Origin of the sequence: Mycoplasma sp. 'Moose RK', from assembly GCF_015708155.1 — a bacterium.
Classification (GTDB): Bacteria; Bacillota_I; Bacilli_A; order Mycoplasmatales; family Metamycoplasmataceae; genus Mesomycoplasma.
The window spans coordinates 552845-571757 of sequence record NZ_JADDYD010000001.1; the positions used below are offsets into that span (position 1 = coordinate 552845).

At 32.9% G+C, this 18913-nt stretch carries 15 protein-coding genes; 11 read left to right on the top strand and 4 right to left on the bottom strand.

The window, feature by feature from the left end; all coding sequences use genetic code 4:
* Entirely contained in the window at window positions 1-612 is a 612-nt protein-coding gene (locus tag IM807_RS02040; RefSeq protein WP_196362895.1) for a DNA integrity scanning protein DisA nucleotide-binding domain protein, read from the bottom strand.
* A 305-nt stretch (window positions 613-917) separates the two neighbouring features.
* Window positions 918-2945 carry a hypothetical protein gene (locus tag IM807_RS02045; RefSeq protein WP_196362896.1) on the bottom strand — a complete coding sequence of 676 codons (2028 nt, stop codon included), beginning with the start codon at window positions 2943-2945 and terminating at the stop codon, window positions 918-920.
* A gap of 234 nt (window positions 2946-3179) precedes the next feature.
* Here IM807_RS02045 and IM807_RS02050 point away from each other — a divergent pair, with 234 nt between their 5' ends.
* The 8 genes from IM807_RS02050 to tuf all read left to right on the top strand — a co-directional run bounded on the left by IM807_RS02050 (window position 3180) and on the right by tuf (window position 12943).
* On the top strand, window positions 3180-4442 hold the full coding sequence (locus tag IM807_RS02050; RefSeq protein WP_374958959.1) for a phosphoglycerate kinase: 1263 nt from the start codon (window positions 3180-3182) through the stop codon (window positions 4440-4442).
* Between the two features lie 315 nt (window positions 4443-4757).
* Window positions 4758-5456, top strand: coding sequence for a purine-nucleoside phosphorylase (locus IM807_RS02055; protein WP_196362897.1), 699 nt, complete (start codon window positions 4758-4760; stop codon window positions 5454-5456).
* Complete coding sequence (locus IM807_RS02060) at window positions 5456-6745, top strand: thymidine phosphorylase (RefSeq protein ID WP_196362898.1); 1290 nt, start codon at window positions 5456-5458, stop codon at window positions 6743-6745. Before IM807_RS02055 ends, IM807_RS02060 begins: the two co-directional genes overlap by 1 nt.
* 37 nt (window positions 6746-6782) lie before the next feature.
* A complete protein-coding gene (deoC, locus tag IM807_RS02065) occupies window positions 6783-7451 on the top strand; it encodes a deoxyribose-phosphate aldolase (RefSeq protein WP_196362899.1) in 669 nt (222 codons plus the stop codon).
* A 120-nt stretch (window positions 7452-7571) separates the two neighbouring features.
* A complete protein-coding gene (gene upp, locus IM807_RS02070) occupies window positions 7572-8186 on the top strand; it encodes a uracil phosphoribosyltransferase (RefSeq protein WP_196362900.1) in 615 nt (204 codons plus the stop codon).
* 4 nt (window positions 8187-8190) lie between these two features.
* Window positions 8191-8877, top strand: a complete 687-nt coding sequence (locus IM807_RS02075) for an MPN527 family putative ECF transporter permease subunit (protein ID WP_196362901.1) — start codon at window positions 8191-8193, stop codon at window positions 8875-8877.
* Between the two features lie 142 nt (window positions 8878-9019).
* Window positions 9020-11491: an endopeptidase La gene (lon, locus tag IM807_RS02080; protein WP_196362902.1), complete on the top strand. Its 2472-nt coding sequence runs from the start codon at window positions 9020-9022 to the stop codon at window positions 11489-11491.
* 243 nt (window positions 11492-11734) lie between these two features.
* Window positions 11735-12943 (top strand): elongation factor Tu, encoded by a 1209-nt coding sequence (tuf, locus tag IM807_RS02085; protein ID WP_196362903.1) that lies wholly within the window; start codon window positions 11735-11737, stop codon window positions 12941-12943.
* A gap of 305 nt (window positions 12944-13248) precedes the next feature.
* Here the strand turns inward: tuf and rplA are convergent, their stop codons facing one another.
* Together rplA and rplK are read right to left on the bottom strand one after the other, a co-directional pair.
* A complete protein-coding gene (gene rplA, locus IM807_RS02090; RefSeq protein WP_196362904.1) occupies window positions 13249-13944 on the bottom strand; it encodes a 50S ribosomal protein L1 in 696 nt (231 codons plus the stop codon).
* The gene (gene rplK / locus IM807_RS02095) at window positions 13944-14387 is read right to left on the bottom strand and encodes a 50S ribosomal protein L11 (protein ID WP_196362905.1); all 444 of its coding nucleotides are present in this window, start codon (window positions 14385-14387) and stop codon (window positions 13944-13946) included. The genes rplA and rplK overlap by 1 nt, the downstream gene beginning before the upstream one ends.
* A 223-nt stretch (window positions 14388-14610) precedes the next feature.
* Between rplK and asnS the strand changes: the two genes are divergently transcribed.
* From asnS to IM807_RS04025, 3 genes are read left to right on the top strand one after another with little or no spacing between them, the layout of a single operon-like run.
* Window positions 14611-15960, top strand: coding sequence for an asparagine--tRNA ligase (gene asnS / locus IM807_RS02100; RefSeq protein ID WP_196362906.1), 1350 nt, complete (start codon window positions 14611-14613; stop codon window positions 15958-15960).
* A gap of 11 nt (window positions 15961-15971) precedes the next feature.
* On the top strand, window positions 15972-16616 hold the full coding sequence (locus tag IM807_RS02105; protein WP_196362907.1) for an RDD family protein: 645 nt from the start codon (window positions 15972-15974) through the stop codon (window positions 16614-16616).
* Window positions 16617-16620: 4 nt separating this feature from the next.
* Window positions 16621-18879: a UvrD-helicase domain-containing protein gene (locus tag IM807_RS04025; protein ID WP_196362908.1), complete on the top strand. Its 2259-nt coding sequence runs from the start codon at window positions 16621-16623 to the stop codon at window positions 18877-18879.
* The last annotated feature ends 34 nt before the right edge of the window (window positions 18880-18913 follow it).

Genomic DNA, 18913 nt, shown 5'->3' on the forward strand with positions numbered 1-18913 from the left:
TTACTTGGTAGAATTACGATTTAATTGTAATTCTTTCCCTAAAATTTCCGAGAAAGCATCAAGATTAGTAACTTTAAAAAAATTAGCATCACGGACGATTACAACTTCGCCACTTTGTTCAGAAACAACAATTGTAATCGAATCTGAAACTTCAGAAATCCCGAGCGCTGCCCGATGACGGGCGCCATAGCGATCTTCAAGCGTCGATTCAGAAACACTAAAATAAGTTGAAGCATAAGAAATTCGGTCATCAACAATAATTACAGCTCCGTCATGAAGTGGCGAATTTTTCTGAAAAATCGCGATCAAAAGGGAAGAATTAATCATTGAATCGATCTTGACTCCATCGGTACGCAAACTATCAAGTAAAACACTTCGCTGAAGTGTAATAATCGCACCGATTTTATTTTTCGAAAGGTGCTTAACTGCAAAATAGAGCTCGTAAATTATTTTTTTCTGCGTTGAAATTCCAAGATCTAAAAAACTGCGGCTGACCTTGTTCTTGTGCATCGCTTTGATGTGGTTGTAGGCCAAAAAGAATGCAAAAGAAACACTAAAGGCCAAAATTAGGGCTGAAATCGAAAGAATCGCAATTTCCAAATTTGCTGCCACAGTTCACTTCCTTGTTCAAAAGCCAGATTCTAATTAATTTACAGGTTTAATTATATCTAAAATTGCCAAATTACAAAATATTTTTTTATATTTTTTAAAAACCTCCATTTTTGAATCAAAAATAGGGTTTTAGTAATTTTATTTATTTTTTTCTAAATCTTTTTAGTAAAAACTCATTTAAAATTTAATTGTAATTTTAAATGAGTTTTTGATTTAGAAATACACATGCAAAAAAGCATTTATTTTCAGGTAATTTCTTTAGATTAAGAAAGTTTTTTTCTTTTTTTGCAACAAACCAAGTAAATCTAAATTAGACCAGCTCCAAATACAAAAAACATCACAACCACAGTGATAATTACGGCAATTAGACCAAAAACAATAAACCATAGAATATAGGAAGGAAGACCCCAAATTGAAGACTTTTCGGTGGCGACAATAATAATTTCTTCGTCTTCGTCAACTTTTGAGGTTGTTGCTGAAATCACACGGGTGGCCTCGTCAACTGAAAGATCACCAATTCCAATTTGACCGCCAGCGAACATGCCAGGCGAATTGTAGCCTCCAAATCCCCTTTTGGTGTTAAATAGTTCATCCTCGACAATTGCACTTTGTTCTTCAAAGTTAGAACTCAAAAAAGCTTCGTAAATAATACCAGTGTAATGGGGAATTGAGCTTGGAAACTGGTCAAGTGGCTGATTTGAAAGCTGTAAATGGTCAAAATTTTGTCCTAAATCCAAATAAGGAGTTGATCAAGGCAAATCTTGACCTTGACGCCCGTGGGACAAGATTGTCAAGGGATCAGGGTGAAAAAAGTCTTCTGGATGATTTTGGTAATTTATTATTTTAAGTAGATACTCAATTGATAAATTTTTTTGCGCAAAAGCATACTTGCAAGCTGGACAAACCTGCGCTTCCTGCAAAAATTTACGATATTTTTGACATAATTTGCAAAAATAAACGTGTGTACAGGAAGAACAACTAGAATTGTAAGCAACAATTTGACTTTTTTGTGTCAAATCGCTACTTTCTGCGTACGGATAAACGCTAAGTTCAATAATTTTTGCATCGGGATCAACGCCTTGAAGCGCAAAAATTTGGCGACATGCAGGACATTCGCGCGCTTCTTTGTAAAAAGCTAATAGTCGGCGACATTTGTCGCAACTAAAATTGTGGTTGCAAGCCTCACAAGGCGAATTGTAAGCGACAATTTGACCTTTTTGTGACAAATCGCTACTTTCTGCGTACGGATAAACGCTAAGTTCAATAATTTTTGCATCGGGATCAACGCCTTGAAGCGCAAAAATCTGGCGACATGCAGGACATTCGCGCGCTTCTTTGTAAAAAGCTAATAGTCGGCGACATTTGTCGCAACTAAAATTGTGGTTGCAAGCCTCACAAGGCGAATTGTAAGTCATGTTTGGACTATAAACAGAAAGTTGGCGTATTTTTTTTTCATAATCAAAACCTGAAACTTGAAAGGTTTCAAGACATTTGGGACAATTTTTTGCCTCTAAAAGGTAACTTTTATACTTATTGCATCAAGAGCAATCAGTGTTGTGTAAGCAAGTAGAGCAGGAAGCCTCCCTTTTGAAATCAATAGGTGTATCGCAAAATTCAGTGTGGTAATTTTCATCTTCAGTGATTATTTTTTTCTTGATTTTTGCAATTTCTACAGACTTGCTACTTGGTTTTTTAGGGTAACTACTTGGTAGCAAAAAATTAAGATCTGAAGACTGTTTTACCTCAGAAACTTCAAGTTCAATAAGGTGGCAAGGACAGTTGTAACTACTTTTTTCACTTTCTAGTTCCTGATCACAAATAGAACAATCGATTTTTGTGTCATTATTTTGTGAAAAAGAATAAACAATTTCATCAATTGTTTTTTCGTCTTCAACAATAACAAGTTCAGTTTGATCAATATTTTCAGGAAATGATTTAACAGTTTTTTTGGATTTTAACACTTTATTAATAGCAATATCGCCTACACTCTCAAAAAACTTTGTTTGAGAAACCTTCTTTTTACCAGCAAAAATAGATAAATCAGAATTTTCAACTAAAAGTTTTGCCACGAAACTTGCTTTTTGTTCAGGATCAAGTTTATCCAAATTGATTGAAAGGGGAAAAGAAACCACCGAAAAAAACTTGCCATCTCGCAAAATCCAAAGTTTTACAGGCGATTTAAGACTCTGAATTTTTGAAAAAACATCAACAAAGGAATTAAAAATACCAACAGTTTGTCCTGCGAATCTAAGCCGGTAATAGCAATCTTGTACTTTCTGAAATTCATCACAAATTTCGCTTAAGTAAAAACGTAAAATTTTAGTTTTCTTCATTTTTGGGTAGCTACTTTTTTTATATAATTAACCTTCAAATTATCAATATTATATATCATTATATAGTGTTTAATCAAAAAAATTAATTTTTTGTTTTTTCATGATAGAACCTATGCTAATTTTACCACAAGGGGCGCAAAAAATCTATCTTTTTTTTATTTTTTAGGAAATTTTTAAAATTTTTACTTTAATTAATTTCATGAAAATTTTTTGTTTTCTTAACTAGAAAATTTCATGAAAATGGTTTATAATTTGCTTGTTATTACAAAATGGAGGAACTTGAAAATGCCAGCAAACTATTTAAACAAAAAATTCATTGATCAAATTGATTTTTTTGGAAAAAAAGTAATTCTTCGTGTTGATTTTAATGTTCCAATAGCCAATGGAAAAATTACCTCTACCAAAAGAATCCTTGCTAGTCTCAAAACCATTAATAAAATTGTTGATGATGGCGGAAAACTGGTGATTTTATCCCATCTTGGCCGTGTTAAAAGTGAAGCTGATCTTGAAAAAAAATCACTAAAATTAGTTGCTGAAGAACTAGCAAAAATTTTAGAAAAAAAAGTTGGATTTGTTCCACAAAACCAAGGCGATGAAGTTGAAAGAGCTGTTGAAAATCTGCAAAATGGTGAAATTTTGGTACTTGAAAACACCCGTTTTCAGGATCTAAACAACAAAGCTGAATCAAAAAATAACCCTGAATTAGGTAAGTATTGGGCATCACTTGGTGATGTTTTCGTCAATGATGCTTTTGGAACTCTTCATCGAGCTCATGCGTCAAATGTTGGGATTGCAAATTATATTGGTGAGTCAGCGATTGGTTACCTTGTCAAAGAGGAATTAGATGCACTTTCAAAATTAATTTTTGAACCGCAAAAACCATTTTTCGCAATCATTGGTGGGGCAAAAATTTCCGATAAAATCGGCATAATTTCCTCTTTGTTGGAAAAAGCAGACAAAGTTTTCATCGCTGGTGGAATGGCCTACACTTTCAAAAAGGCACTTGGTTACAAAATAGGGCTTTCAATTTGCGAAGATGATAAATTAGATTTAGCAAGAAAATTAATGGAAAAATATCAGAAAAAAATTTTTTTACCGATTGATTCAGCTTGTGCTGCTGAATTTGCTGATGTTGAACCAATATTCAACACAGAAAACCCACTTGAAATTCCAGACCATCTTGAAGGAATGGACATTGGACCTTTAACTATTAAATTATTTAAAGAAGAGTTGCAAGGTGCAAAAACTATCTTGTGAAATGGGACTTTAGGAGTTGCTGAGTTCAAAAATTTCAGTAAAGGAACTTGTGAAATTGCGAAAATTATTGGTGAAATTAAAAATTGTTACAGCGCGATTGGTGGCGGTGACTCAGTTGCGGCTATTGAAGCTGAAAATTTAGGAAATTCTTTTAGTCACATTTCAACTGGTGGTGGTGCTTCAATTAGTTTTATTGAAAGTGGTGATTTAATTGGGCTTCACCCAATTCAAGAAAAATAACCTTTAAAAATTTGAACTTTCAAAAGTGCTAAGAAAAGAAAAAAGTGTTGAAATAGTATTGAAATTTTGAATTTGAATGTTTAGAAAAATCCAAAAAGTGGAAAAATTTAGGAAAATTTGGCTATTTTCCTGCTCATCAAACAATGTTTTTATGCATAATTTCTCAAAAATCAAAAAAAGATGGTGTCATATGACATTTCCTTTTGATTATTTTTTCAATTAAAAACCAAAAAATTATAAAAAAATGTATGATTTTTGGAAAAAATACCACCTAAATTCTTTCTTATATTATAATTTAGTAAATAAAGGAGAAAAATGACGCCACACATTGAAGCTAAAAAGGGGGAAATTGCCCAAATTGTACTCATGCCAGGCGACCCGCTAAGAGCAGAATTTATTGCCAAAAATTATCTTAAGGATGTAAAACTAGTCTCAAAAGTTAGAAATAATTTGATTTTTACAGGTAAGTATTTGGACAAAAAAGTCACAATTGCAGCTTCTGGGATGGGAAGCGGCTCAATTGGAATTTATGCCTACGAATTATTCAAGTTTTATGGAGTAGAAAAAATTATCCGCATTGGTTCAGCTGGTTCATATGACGAAAATTTGGAGGTTTATGATCTTGTGATTGCAAGTTCAGCCTGGTCTGATTCATGTTCTTTTCCAGCATTAATAACTGGAAAATCAAAACATCTTGCCTTTCCAAGTGAAAATTTAGTAGCGAAATTATTTCATAGTGCAATTAGGTTGAAATTAAGCCCTTCTTTCCATAAAATTCATTCAACTGATGTTTTTTATGCCCAAAGACAACTTGCAAAAACAATCGAACTCTCACAGGCAAGAGCTGTTGAAATGGAATCTTTTGCGCTCTTTACAATCGCTAATTTTTTGGGGAAACAGGCTGCTTCAATCTTAACAATTTCAGATAATTTAATAACAAATTCAGCACTTGATTCACAAACTCGTCAAGAAAAATTTAAGCAAATGATTGAAATCGGGCTTGGAGCAATTTAATGACTGTTTTTGAAATTATTGAAAAAAAGGCACATAAAACAAAGTTAACTGAACAAGAAATTAGTTTTATGGTCAGTGGATTTCAAACTGGATTAATTGCAGAATACCAATTTTCTGCATTTTTGATGGCAATTTTTATCAATGGTCTTGATGACAATGAGCTATTCTTCCTAACAAAAGCGATTGTTGAATCTGGAAAATCCATTAATCTTGATAAAATTAATGGTGTTAAGTTTGACAAGCATTCAACAGGCGGTGTTGGTGATAAAATTTCCCTGATTATTGGACCAATTTTTGCTGCACTTGGTTACAAGGTTGCAAAAATGTCCGGACGTGGTTTAGGGTACACAGGTGGAACAATTGATAAATTAGAGTCAATTCAAGGTTTTCACACACAGTTAACTGAAACTAATTTTATAAATCAAGTTGAAAAAATTGGCTTAGCTATCACAGCCCAATCACCGACAATTGTCCCTGCAGATAAAAAAATTTATGCACTTCGTGATGTTACGGCAACTGTTTCTTCAATTCCTTTGATTGCCAGTTCAATTATGTCAAAAAAAGTTGCAACTGGCGCTGATATCATTTTAATTGATGTCAAATGTGGCAGTGGGGCCTTCATGACTGAATTACCAAAAGCGAAAAAACTTGCAAGTAAAATAAAGATGCTAGGAAAAAAATTTGGTAAAAAAACAATTGTTAGAATCACAAACATGGAATCACCGCTGGGGAAAATGATTGGTAACAAAAACGAAATTATTGAATCCTTGTCAATTTTACAAGGAAATCAGTCTCAACTAAGTGAATTTGCAGTTGAATTAGTTGCTTCGACGCTTGTTGAAATTGAAAAAATTTCTTTGGAAAAAGCACAACAAAAAGTTAATAACATCATTGAATCTGGACTTCCAAATGAAATTTTTCTAAAAATGGTTGCTGCCCAAGGCGGAAATCCCTTGACAATTCAGTCCTCAAGTTTCTGAATTCCAGGGTACAAAGAAGAAATTTTTGCTCCTCGGAATGGCTACATAAAATGAGAAAATGCCCTGATTTTTGGCAAAATTGCCACTTTTTTGGGTGCTGGACGCACAAAACTTAATGAAAAAATTGACTACGAGGCTGGAATTTGTCTTGAAGTTGAAACTGGAACATATGTTCAAGAAGACCAATTAATTTACACACTTTATTCCTCACAACCAATCCAAATTGAAAAAATTAAAAATTTAATTCAGGAAAGTTTTTCAATTAATCCAAAACCGGATTTCCCTAAAATGTTTCTTGATTTAAATTAAATAAATTTTAAAAAACTATTGAAATAAAGGATAATTTATGGATTTTCGACCACTAGTTGATCACACGCTTTTAAAACCTCAGGCAACTTCACAAGATATTTTAAATTTGATTTTGCAAGCCAAAACACATGGTTTTGGTGCGATTTGTGTCGCCCCAATTTGGGTCAAACTTGCAAAACAAGAATTACAAAATACTTCCATCAAAATTGTTAGCGTCATTGGTTTTCCCCTAGGTTCGCAAATTACTGCTGTCAAACAAAAGGAGGCAAATTTGGCCACTGTGCATGGTGCTGATGAAATTGACATGGTGATGAATATTGGAAAATTTAAGGAAAAAGATTACCAGTTTGTGCTTAATGAAATTAATTTAATTAAGCGCGAAATTGGTGCTAAAACATTGAAAGTTATCATTGAAACTGCCCTTTTAAGCGCAAGTGAAATTGCCAAAGCAACCCAGGTTATAAGCTCTTCAGCTGCTGATTTTATTAAAACTTCAACTGGTTTTTCTTTCCGTGGCGCTTCACCTCAAGATCTGGAAATAATTAGTGAAAATAAATCGCCAAAACTGCAAATTAAAGCGGCTGGGGGTATTAATTCCCTATCTGAGATGGAAGAATTTTACAAATTAGGCGCTAGGCGCTTTGGAACATCTAAATCAGTTGAAATTTTTTCTGGAAAAATTACAAAAAATACTAATAATTATTAAAAAAAATATAGAAAATTTTTTTATTTACTTATTCTCCAACTTGTATTAGAATTTAGTAATAGTAATTTTTTTTATTGTTTATTACACATAAAAATTAGAATTAGAAAAGAGGAAAAAATCATGGAAATCAAGGTAAATCATCCTATTATTGCCGATCAGTTTTCGCGAATTCGTCAAGAAACAACACTAAACGAGTTTAGAGATGCGCTTGAAATTATTTCGACTTTACTAGCTTTTCCAGTTTTAAGCGAACTAAAAACTAATAATTTTGTTGCAAAATCTGTTTTGAATTCAGAATTTTCCGGGTCAAAATTGGCACAAAATATTGTTTTTGTGCCAATTTTGCGTGCTGGTTTTGGAATGATTCCTGCTTTTATAAAATTAATTCCGAATGCAAAAATTGCACCACTTGGACTCAAACGCAATCCAGATTTGTCAACAAGTAGTTATTTTAGTCAACTTCCTGCACCTAATTCAAATTCTGTTGCCATTATTTTGGACCCGATTTTGGCAACAGGAAACTCGCAAATCACAGCAATTGAGTACCTAATTGCCGCTGGTTATGAAAAAATTGTCATTGCCACAATTTTGGTTGCTCAAGAAGGAATTGAAAAAATTAGGGAAAAATACCCAAAAATTCCAATTTATTATTGCCAAAAAGATGAAAAAATGAATGAAAAAGGCTACATAATTCCCGGAATTGGTGATGCAGGTGACCGTTTTTTCGGAGACTAAATTGATGAAAAAATCGCTTTATTGGAAAAATAATTACACTTTTAAAATTGCCATCGGTGGAATTCTGCTGTCTTTATCATTAATTTTTTTTATTTTTTCACATAATTATTTTAGTTGACCTTTTTTTCAATTACTAGGGCTAAAATTTGACCTTTCAACACTATTTTTAGTGCCGATTTTTCTCATTGCTGACATCCGAATAGGAATTTATTGCCTTATTATTCGCTTTGGCATTGGCCCTTGATTGATTTTTAATCATTCAGGTGGAATTGGTATTATTTATTTTGGACATTTTGTTTTGCTTTTAGCATCAACAATTTACATTTTCAGCTTTCTGTTTTTTTATTGGGTTTCATTAAAACTCAAATTAAAAGTAAAATTTGCCATTGCTATTGCGCTTTTGGATGCAATTTTGATCACTAGTTTCATAATGACGCTTTTAAACGGAGTTTTGATAACACCCGTTTACTTAAAATTATATAAAATCACTGATTCGATCAGTCTGAATAACATTCTTGTCAAATGGAGTGAAATTTCCAAGAAATTTGGTGGCATCAAATTGTCTTATTGAAGTTTTATTTTTGCAGCATTTTTCCCCTTTAATCTAGCTAATTTTGTGGTTGAGTCAGCTTTGGCATTTCCACTTTATATTGTTATTACCGCTTTTATAAAAAAGAGAGTGCGAAATTAGTAGTAAAACGGGCGTTTTTTGTCAGGATTTTGGCAATTTTTTGCGCAAAAAAAATTGCCAAAATTTAACTTTTGTGATATAATGTTTTCGATGACAAATTGTGAAGCAGAATTAAAATACGAACAAAAAATTGGAGGAAATCATGCAAACACATCGTTTTTTGGCTATTGCAGATGATGTTTTTTTCCAAAACACATCGCAACAGACTGCTAGTTTTAGCGATCCTGAAGCGCTTGCAACTTTACGCGAAATTTACCATAGTTCTTCAAGAGCAACACTTTCTAATAAAGAAGTGTTGCTTGTTTACCATAAAACACTTGGATCAGCGGAAATTGTTGATGTTGATGATGTCCATAAATATGCTTCTTTAGTTCGTATTCAAAGTTATCGAGCAAAATCAAAACCTGACAAAGCTGAGTGAGACACCGTAATTATTGATTTTATTGTGCTTGCAAAAGTTCAAGTTATTAATCTTTTATCTTCTGAATCAAATAATTTAAGAATTAATTTGGCAGAAGTAAAGTCTACACGTGAAACCGTGCGAATTAAGGAAATTAAAATTGAAATTATTAACGATCTTTTGGAAATTGCCCGGAAAAATAAAGGTTTTAAATTGCCCTCTGAACTACTTTTGGTTCTTGACAAATTTGATCCAAAATCAGAAGTGGACATTGTTGAATATATAAAGAGTGTTACAAACACAGTTTCTTGCTCACCAACCTTAACTTTTAGCCAAAAATACAACATTTTCAAATTAAATTCTTATTCAAACAAAATAAAACTTTTATTTGAATACATGCATACAATTAATGAACAAATTAATCTTGAAGAAGAAATTAATATTATTTTAAAAAGCAACTTGGATCGTCAACAAACTGAGTTTATTCTTAAGGAAAAAATTAAAGCAATTCGCAAAAAATTGGGCGAAGATTCCAAATATGAAGATGAAATTGACGATTTAATTAGTTCAAAAATTGGAAAAATTATCTTCCCTGAAGAAGTTGCCAAAACAATTAGTCGCGAATCAAATCGTTTAAAATCAATGATTGCGACTTCACCAGAATCAAATATTACAAAAACTTACCTTGATCTTTTGGTCGCTTTACCATGGAGAAAAGTGAAAAAAGACATTTTGGATATCCAAAATGTCCGTGATCAACTTGAAAACGCGCATTATGGACTTGATGAAATTAAAAAGCGCATAATTGAATATTTAGCAGCACTAATTCATCGTCGCTCACAAACAAAAAATGATTCTTTGTTAACAAAAATTGGTAAGGAATTTGCTGATCCTAATTTATTTTTCTACACAAAAGAAAATAAAAATAAGGGTAGTGCAATTCCAATCTTGACACTTGTAGGGCCGCCTGGAACCGGAAAAACCTCAATTGCCCGGGCAATTGCGGAGGCAATTGGCAAAGAATTTGTTAAAATTTCTCTTGGTGGAATCAAAGATGAAGCTGAAATTCGTGGACATAGACGCACTTATGTTGGTGCAATGCCTGGAAAAATTGTCCAAGCAATCAAAAAAGCTGGTGTTTCAAATCCACTTGTTTTGCTTGATGAAATTGACAAAATGGGTTCTGATTTTAAAGGCGATCCGGCTGCTGCTATGCTTGAAGTGCTTGATCCTGAACAGAATCGTTTTTTTCAAGATCATTATTTGGAAGTTGAGTATGATTTATCACAAGTTTTGTTTGTAGCAACTGCTAATGAAATTAGTGAAATTCCTGAGCCTTTACTTGATAGAGTTGAAATTATTGAACTTTCTTCTTATACTTTTTTAGAAAAAGTAGAAATTGCCAAATCACATTTGATTCCAGCAGTTTTAAAGGAAAATTCTCTTAGTGAAAAATATTTTCAAATTGATGACCAAACAATTGATTACTTAATTCGCTTTTACACTCGTGAGGCTGGAGTTAGAGGTCTGAAACGAATTTTTGACAAATTGGCTAGAAAAATTATTGTTAAATTACTTGAAAAAAAACTTGAAAAAAATCAAAAAATTGATGGTAATTTTGTTCGTGAATTGCTTGGAATTGAAAAATATGATCCTGATCTTGTTGATGCAAATCCACAAATTGGCGCTGTTAATGGTTTGGGATATTCGCCTCATGGTGGCTCAACTTTACAAATTGAAGTCACAACAATACCGGGCCGTGGTGATATTAAATTGACTGGTTCACTTAAGGATGTTATGCAAGAATCAGCGCGAATTGCGCTTTCATATGTTCAATCTCGTGCTGATGATTTTGGGATCAACCTTGATTTTGAGAACACAATTATCCACATTCACGTTCCTGAAGGTGCGATTCCAAAGGACGGGCCATCTGCTGGAGTTACTTTTGCAACTGCAATTATTTCTGCGCTTGCTAAAAAACCAGTTTCACACGATATTGCCATGACTGGTGAAATTACACTTCGCGGCAAAGTTTTGGCAATCGGCGGCCTAAAAGAAAAATCACTTGGCGCTTATAAAAGTGGCATTAAAACAATTTTTATTCCACAATCAAATACAAAAAATTTAGTTGATATTCCTGATGAAGTCAAAACAGCAATTCGTTTTATTCCTGTCGATTCTTATCAGCAAATTTATGATTTTATTTTTAAGTAAACCAAACTCAAAAATTTACTAAAAATAATTATTTGAGTTTGGTTAGCAAATAAAAAATGTTTATTTGCTAATTTTGGTAAATTTGGTATAATTAGAAATGAAATTTGCCAAAATAAATTTCGAAATTTCGTTGTCACAAAAATTGTTTCAAAAAGGATAGGAAATAGTTGAAAGGCTATTCAAAGGTGGTTTAAACAATTTTTGTTTTTATATAAATTATATAAATAAAAAGAAAGGAAAAAAATGGCAGTTGTTAAAACTGGTGCAAAAAAAGATTTTGACCGTTCTAAAGAACACATCAATATCGGTACAATCGGTCACGTTGACCACGGGAAAACTACTTTAACTGCGGCGATTTCAACCGTACTTGCAAAAAAAGGGTTAGCTGAAGCAAAAGATTATGCTTCAATTGATGCAGCTCCTGAAGAAAAAGCCCGTGGAATTACAATCAACACCGCCCACATTGAATATTCTACTGACAAACGTCACTATGCCCATGTTGATTGTCCCGGACACGCTGATTATATTAAAAATATGATCACAGGCGCTGCACAAATGGATGGTGCGATTCTTGTTGTTGCTGCTACAGATGGGCCAATGCCCCAAACCCGTGAGCACATTTTGCTCTCCAAACAAGTTGGAGTGCCAAAAATGGTTGTTTTTCTTAATAAAGTCGACCTTCTTGAAGGTGAAGAAGAAATGATTGACCTTGTTGAGGTTGAAATTCGCGAGCTTCTTTCATCTTATGACTTTGATGGTGACAACACCCCAATAATTCGTGGATCAGCTCGTGGAGCCCTTGAAGGAAAACCTGAATGAGAAGCAAAAGTTCTTGAACTTATGGATGCAGTGGATGCTTATATTGACTCACCAGTTCGAGAAATGGATAAACCATTTTTGATGGCAGTTGAAGATGTATTTACAATCACAGGACGTGGAACTGTTGCAACTGGAAAGGTTGAACGTGGTCAAGTTAAGTTAAACGAAGAAGTTGAAATTGTTGGCTACCGTCCAGAACCTAAAAAAACTGTTGTAACTGGAATTGAAATGTTTAACAAAAACCTCCAATCAGCAATGGCTGGTGACAATGCTGGTGTTCTCCTCCGTGGTGTCGATCGTAAAGACATTGAACGTGGTCAAGTTATTGCAAAACCAAAAACTATTATTCCACACACAAAATTCAAAGCGGCAATTTATGCTTTGAAAAAAGAAGAAGGTGGTCGTCACACACCATTTTTCAAAAACTATAAACCACAATTTTATTTCCGCACAACTGATGTTACTGGTGGGATTGAATTTGAAGCAGGTCGTGAAATGGTAATTCCTGGTGATAATGTTGATTTAACTGTTGAATTAATCGCTCCAATTGCTGTTGAACAAGGAACAAAATTCTCAATCCGTGAAGGTGGAAGAACTGTTGGTGCTGGAACTGTTACTGAAATTATTAAGTAATTTTTACTAACATTTGTTTAAAAATATATAAAAAAAATCTAGAAAAATCTAGATTTTTTTTATATACTAAGGGTTTGTTTTCGAAAATACTTAATTTAGTAGATTTTAAAATAAAAATCAGTTGATTTTTCTTAAAATTTTTTCTACTTTTTAAATAAACAAATTACCCTGACCCCAAAAATATGTCTAGACTTATAAAATTTTGTCCTCTAATTTAATACCTAAATTACTTTTTTATTTCGGAAAAAGAAAAAAATCCCAACTTTTTGTTTGGGATTTTTTTCATTATTTTGAAAAATTTCTAATTAAAAGACATCAAAACGAATTTTAATTGAAGGCCCCATTGAAGCTGAAACAGTTAAATTTTTAAAATAATTTCCTTTTACTGAATTAGGTTTTAGACGACGAATCAGCTGCAACAAAGTACGAGCATTTTCTACTAAATGAGTGGTTTCCATGTCCGTTTTACCAATTAGTGAGTGCACGATTCCGTACTTGTCAGCGCGATAATTAGCTTTCCCTTTTTTAATTTCAGCAACTGCCTTTTCTGGATTTGGAGTAACTGTGCCTGTTTTTGGGTTTGGCATCAAACCTTTTGGTCCCAATTTTTTTCCGTAACGTCCTAAAACGGGCATTAATTTTGGTTCAACAACAATAACATCAAAATTAAAATTGTCAATTTTTAAATTTTGTTCTAATTCAGCAGTGGAATAAATTAAATCAGCGCCAGCTTCAAGCGATTTTGCAGCGACTTCTGATGAATCAGTTGCAACAAGAACACGCACTTGTTTCCCAGTTCCATGAGGTAGAACAATTGCGCCACGCAATTGTTGGTCAGCTTTTCGAGTATCAAGATTAAGACGAATTGCCAAATCAACAGAGCCTGAAAATTTTGTATAAGAGGTTTTTTTAACTAATTCCATTGCCTCTTCAAGTGAATAAAATTGGTCTTTGTCAACAAGTTGGCGAGCTTGAGCTAGTTTTTTTGAAATTTTTTTCATTATTTAGTACCTTTCAAAAATTCTTCAATTCCTTCAACTTCGACACCCATTTGTTTAGCAGTCCCATAAACGGTACGAATTGCTTTGTCAAGTTCAGTTGTATTTAAATCAACTAATTTGTATTTAGCAATTTCTTTGAGTTGATCAAAAGTAATTTTTGCAATCTTGTCAGTTTTTGCATTTTTTGCACCTGATTCAATTTTTGCCGCTTGCTTGATTTTATAAGAAGTTGGACTTGTAAAAAGTTGAAATTCAAAACTTTTGTCCTTAAAAACAGTAATTTTTACTGGCACAGGCTCGCTTCCACGATGTTTAGTTTCATCATTAAATTTCTTCGTAAATTCGGGCATAACAATCCCGAGACCTGCAAGCGCTGGCCCTGGTTTTGCTTGGCCAGCATTGAATTGCAATTTTGCAATTCGAACAACATTTTTTTTTGCCATTTCGAGCTTCCTTCCTTCTCTTAGTGGTTTTGCGACCTGAAATTTCAGTAAATGTAGATCTCCCACTGGTAAAATTAATTCTAAGTATTATACTACAAAATAAAAAAAATGTGTAAGTTTTTAGTAAAAATTTTTTGCACCTGAAACTATTACTAAAATAAATCCACCATATTTCACTAAATTATAGTATAATTATAAACCTTAAGGTGAAAGGGGTGTAAAAATGTCAGCAGTAATTAATGAGGTTTTTCTCCACCCAGAGTTGTACGATCAAAAAAAGATTCTTGTACAGGGTTGGATTACCAACATTCGTGGTAATTTAAAAATTAGATTTGTTGAAGTAAACGATGGTTCTTCACTAAAAAATTTACAGTGCGTTTTAAAAAATGATACAATTGATTTTAATGAAATTGAAAATTTAACCACCGGAATGGCGCTTGAAATTTCAGGAATTTTTTCCTACACACCTGAACGCCAACAAGAAGGTGAGGTTTTAGTTGAAACCATCGAAATAAAAAGCGAGTCTTATTCTGCTAATTTTCCGATTCAAAATCAGGAAATGGCGCTTGAAACATTGCGCCAAATGCCCCATTTTCGCCACCGCAGCCGCTTGTTTCGCGTGATTATGAAAATAAGATCACAACTTTTTCAAGAAGTTCATAAATTTTTTCGCCGGCAAGGATTTGTGAATTTTTCAGCACCAATTTTGACTTCAAATGATGGCGAAGGTGCCGGCGAAACTTTCATTGTTGATGATGAGGAACAAGGGTTTTTCAACAAAAAAACAACACTTGGTGTGACAGGGCAATTACATGCTGAGTCTTATGCGCTTGGATTTAAAAAAGTTTATACCTTTGCACCGACCTTTCGGGCAGAAAGGTCAAACACAAAAAGGCATGCAGCTGAATTTTGAATGATTGAGCCAGAAATTTCCTTCTGTGATTTACAGCAAATTATCGATTTTGCTGTAAAAATGTTGCAAAGAGTAATTAAAGCAGTAGTGATTCGTAACAAAGAGGAGTTTGCTTTTCTTGAAAAATCATTGGATAAAAAAATTCGTCGTCGCCTGATCCAGTTTTGCGATTCACAAATTAACCAAATTGACTACGAAAAAGCGCTGGAATTACTACGTGAACACCGCGAAAAATTTGAATTTAAGGACCTTGAATTTGGGGTTGATTTAAAAACTGAGCACGAGCGCTTTTTGGCTGAGGAAATTTTCAAATCACCTGTTGTTGTCACAAATTACCCAAAATCAATCAAAGCCTTTTACATGCATCAAAATGACGATGGCAAAACTGTTGCCTCTTTTGACCTTTTAGTTCCCGGAATTGGTGAGCTAGTTGGTGGTTCGCAGCGCGAAATTCGTCATGATAGATTGTATAAGAGAATGGAGGAACTAAAAATGAACATTGAAGATTTTCAATGGTATTTAGACCTTCGAAAATACGGAAACCCGGGTTCAAGTGGGTTTGGTCTTGGTTTTGAACGACTTTTGATGTTTATCACCGGAATGGACAATATTCGTGACGTGATTCCGTTTCCACGAACTAACAAAAATATTTTAATGTAAAAAGGAGAATTTTGCAAAAAGTTAAAACAAAAGCAAGTTTTTGGCGCCGAATTTTGGCAGGCTTAGTTGATTTTGCCTGTCTTGTTTTTGTTTATCTTTTAACTTTTTATTTATTAGTAATTCTTCCTGGATTTACTAGTTGAAAATTTTATTTTTGACTTATTTTTGTTGTTTTTAGCACAATTTTTTACAGGATTTTCCTAGTTTTTTGATTAAAAAAAAGTCCTGGACAATTTTTATTCAAACTTGAACTTAATTTTTCCAATGAAAAATTAAGTTCAAAACAAAAATTATTAATTTTGCTAAAAAGAGAGATTTTTTTAAGTTTAAATTGACTTACTTGTTTAGTTATTAGTGCGATTTTGCTTGATTTAAATTTTGGTTTACAACAAAAAATTTGACATTTTTCTGCAAAAAATCTTCAAAATCTAAACTTGTGGCAGCAAATTAGTCTTAGTTTTCTAACCCTTTTTGCAAAAGTAAATTTTTTTATTCTTGTTGTCAATAATTTATCAATTTTTAACAAAACACGACTTTCACTTGTTGATCGTTTTTCAAAATCAATAGTGTTTTACTGAGAAAAAGCTGTCGAGAAAGTGCAAATTAGCGCTGAAAAAGCCAATTTTGCCCCGGTTTTTTGAAAAGAAAGAAATTAAAACTATGTCATCACAAAATATTTTAACTCAGCTAAATGAAAAGCAAAAAATTGCAGTCATTAGCAATAACGCTCATCTGCGGATTGTTGCGGGCGCGGGAACAGGAAAAACTAATGTTTTAACAAGAAAAATTGCCTATATTATCAATGAGTCTTTGGCTTTTCCAAACCGAATTTTAGCACTTACTTTCACAAATAAGGCTGCTCAAGAAATGAGACAACGAGTTGAAAAATTGATTGGTGAAAAAGTCAAGGATGTGCAAATTCTCACTTTTCACTCACTTTGCAACTTAATTTTGCGTTTTGAAGCCAAAAATATTATAAAAATTCCTGATATCCCGATCAATGATAGTAACTTTAACATCATTGATGAGCAGGACCAACGCCGAATTGTTGAAAAATTACTAGGTGAATATTTAAAAACTAATGATGACAATGATGAAACTAAAGTTTCTGCTTTTCAAGCAATTGAATTTATTTCAAAAGCCAAAAACTCTGAGAAAAGCCCACAAGATGCTTTCGCACTTGCCCGCGACCAAATTGAACTAATCAAAGCAAATGTTTATGCAAAATACCTTGAAAAAACAAGGGAAAACAACATTATTGACTTTGATGATTTGCTAATTTACACAAAAATTACTTTTGAAAAAGAAGCTGAAATTGCATCACGCTGGCAAAAAAAGTTTGATTTTGTCTTGGTTGATGAATTTCAGGACACTTCCTTGATTCAGTATTTAATTTTAAAATTTTTCATTAAAGACAAAACACGCTTGATCGTTGTTGGTGATCCTGATCAAACAATTTATTCTTGAAGGGGCGCTGATCCTTCCTTGATTTTGAACCTTGAAAAAGACTTTCCTGATTTACAAACTGTCATTTTAGATAAAAATTATCGATCAACGCAAAACATTTTAGATGCAGCAAATCACTTGATTTCCAATAATAAAAACCGTATTAAAAAAAATTTAGTTGCACATTCAAGTGAGCAAATTGACATTCGTTTTGAAGACCTTAGTTATGAAAGAGGCGCCGAAGTCAACTGAATTTATGACAAAATTTTAGAACTTGCTACCAAACAGAAAGCAAATTATGGTGATATTGCAATTTTAGCACGTTCAAATTTCTACTTTCGGTCAATAATTGAAAAACTTGATGCCCATAATATTCCCTATATAAAACACGGAAATTCTTCACTGATTAACAAAAAAGAAGTGCGGGAAGCCATTTACTTTTTAAAAGTAATTGAAAATGCTGACAGTTATGCTTTTGAGCAAATTATTAATGTCCCGCCAAAAAAAATTGGTGTTATCACGGTGCAAAAATTAAACGAACTTGCTAAACAATTTAATCTTAATTTGCATGATTTTCTTTTTAATTATTATTCCCAAAAAATTGTTCTTAAACCGGAACAGGGAAAAATTCCTTTGGGTCATGAAAATCAGACAAAAATTAAAAATCTTTTTGAACGCCTTGCAGCTGCAAGACGTTTTAAAATCGAAATTGAGGAAAAAAGACCTTCTGTTTTCAAACTTTTTTCACAAGTTCTTGATTCTTTCTTAAAAAAAATCGATTATTTTGACACCATCAAAGATCCAAAAGTAGCTTCAGAAACAAAGGAAATTTTACAAAAATATTACACTGTTCTTGACAATTGACAAAGTGAAAATCCAACAAAGAAATTGGCTGATTATCTTGATTTTGTCGCACTTTCAAACTTTGAAAATTCTGAAAATAACAATCGAATTAATCTTTTAACTGTTCATTCATCAAAGGGGCTTGAATTTGAATATGTTTTTCTTGTTGGGATGAATCAAGGCATTTTTCCTAGTCAAAAAGTGCTTGAATTAAACTCACTTGATGAATATGAAGAAGAAAGAAGACTTGCTTTTGTAGCGATCACGCGCGCAAAACGACTTTTATACATCACAAACGGTTTTCGGGCAAATTTTAGCCGAAATCTCAAGAACTCCTGAAAGCAAAATCTTAGCAAAACTTCAACGTTTGTCAGTGAAATGAAAATTAAGGCTGAACAATTTTACCAATTTCGAAAATTAGATGAAACTGGGAAATTAAATTATAATCGTACCAGTATTGAGAGTGTTGAATTTAACGTAGGTGATCAGATTAATCATCTTAAATTTGGAAAGGGAATAATTTTAGAAGTACGAGCTGACTCAATTTTAGTAAAATTTTTTGAATTAAGTGGTGATAACGGAATCAAAACACTAGTTAAGAACCATAAGTCAATTGAAAAAATTTCTTAATTTTGATTACAAAAAAATTGAAAATTAACCTATA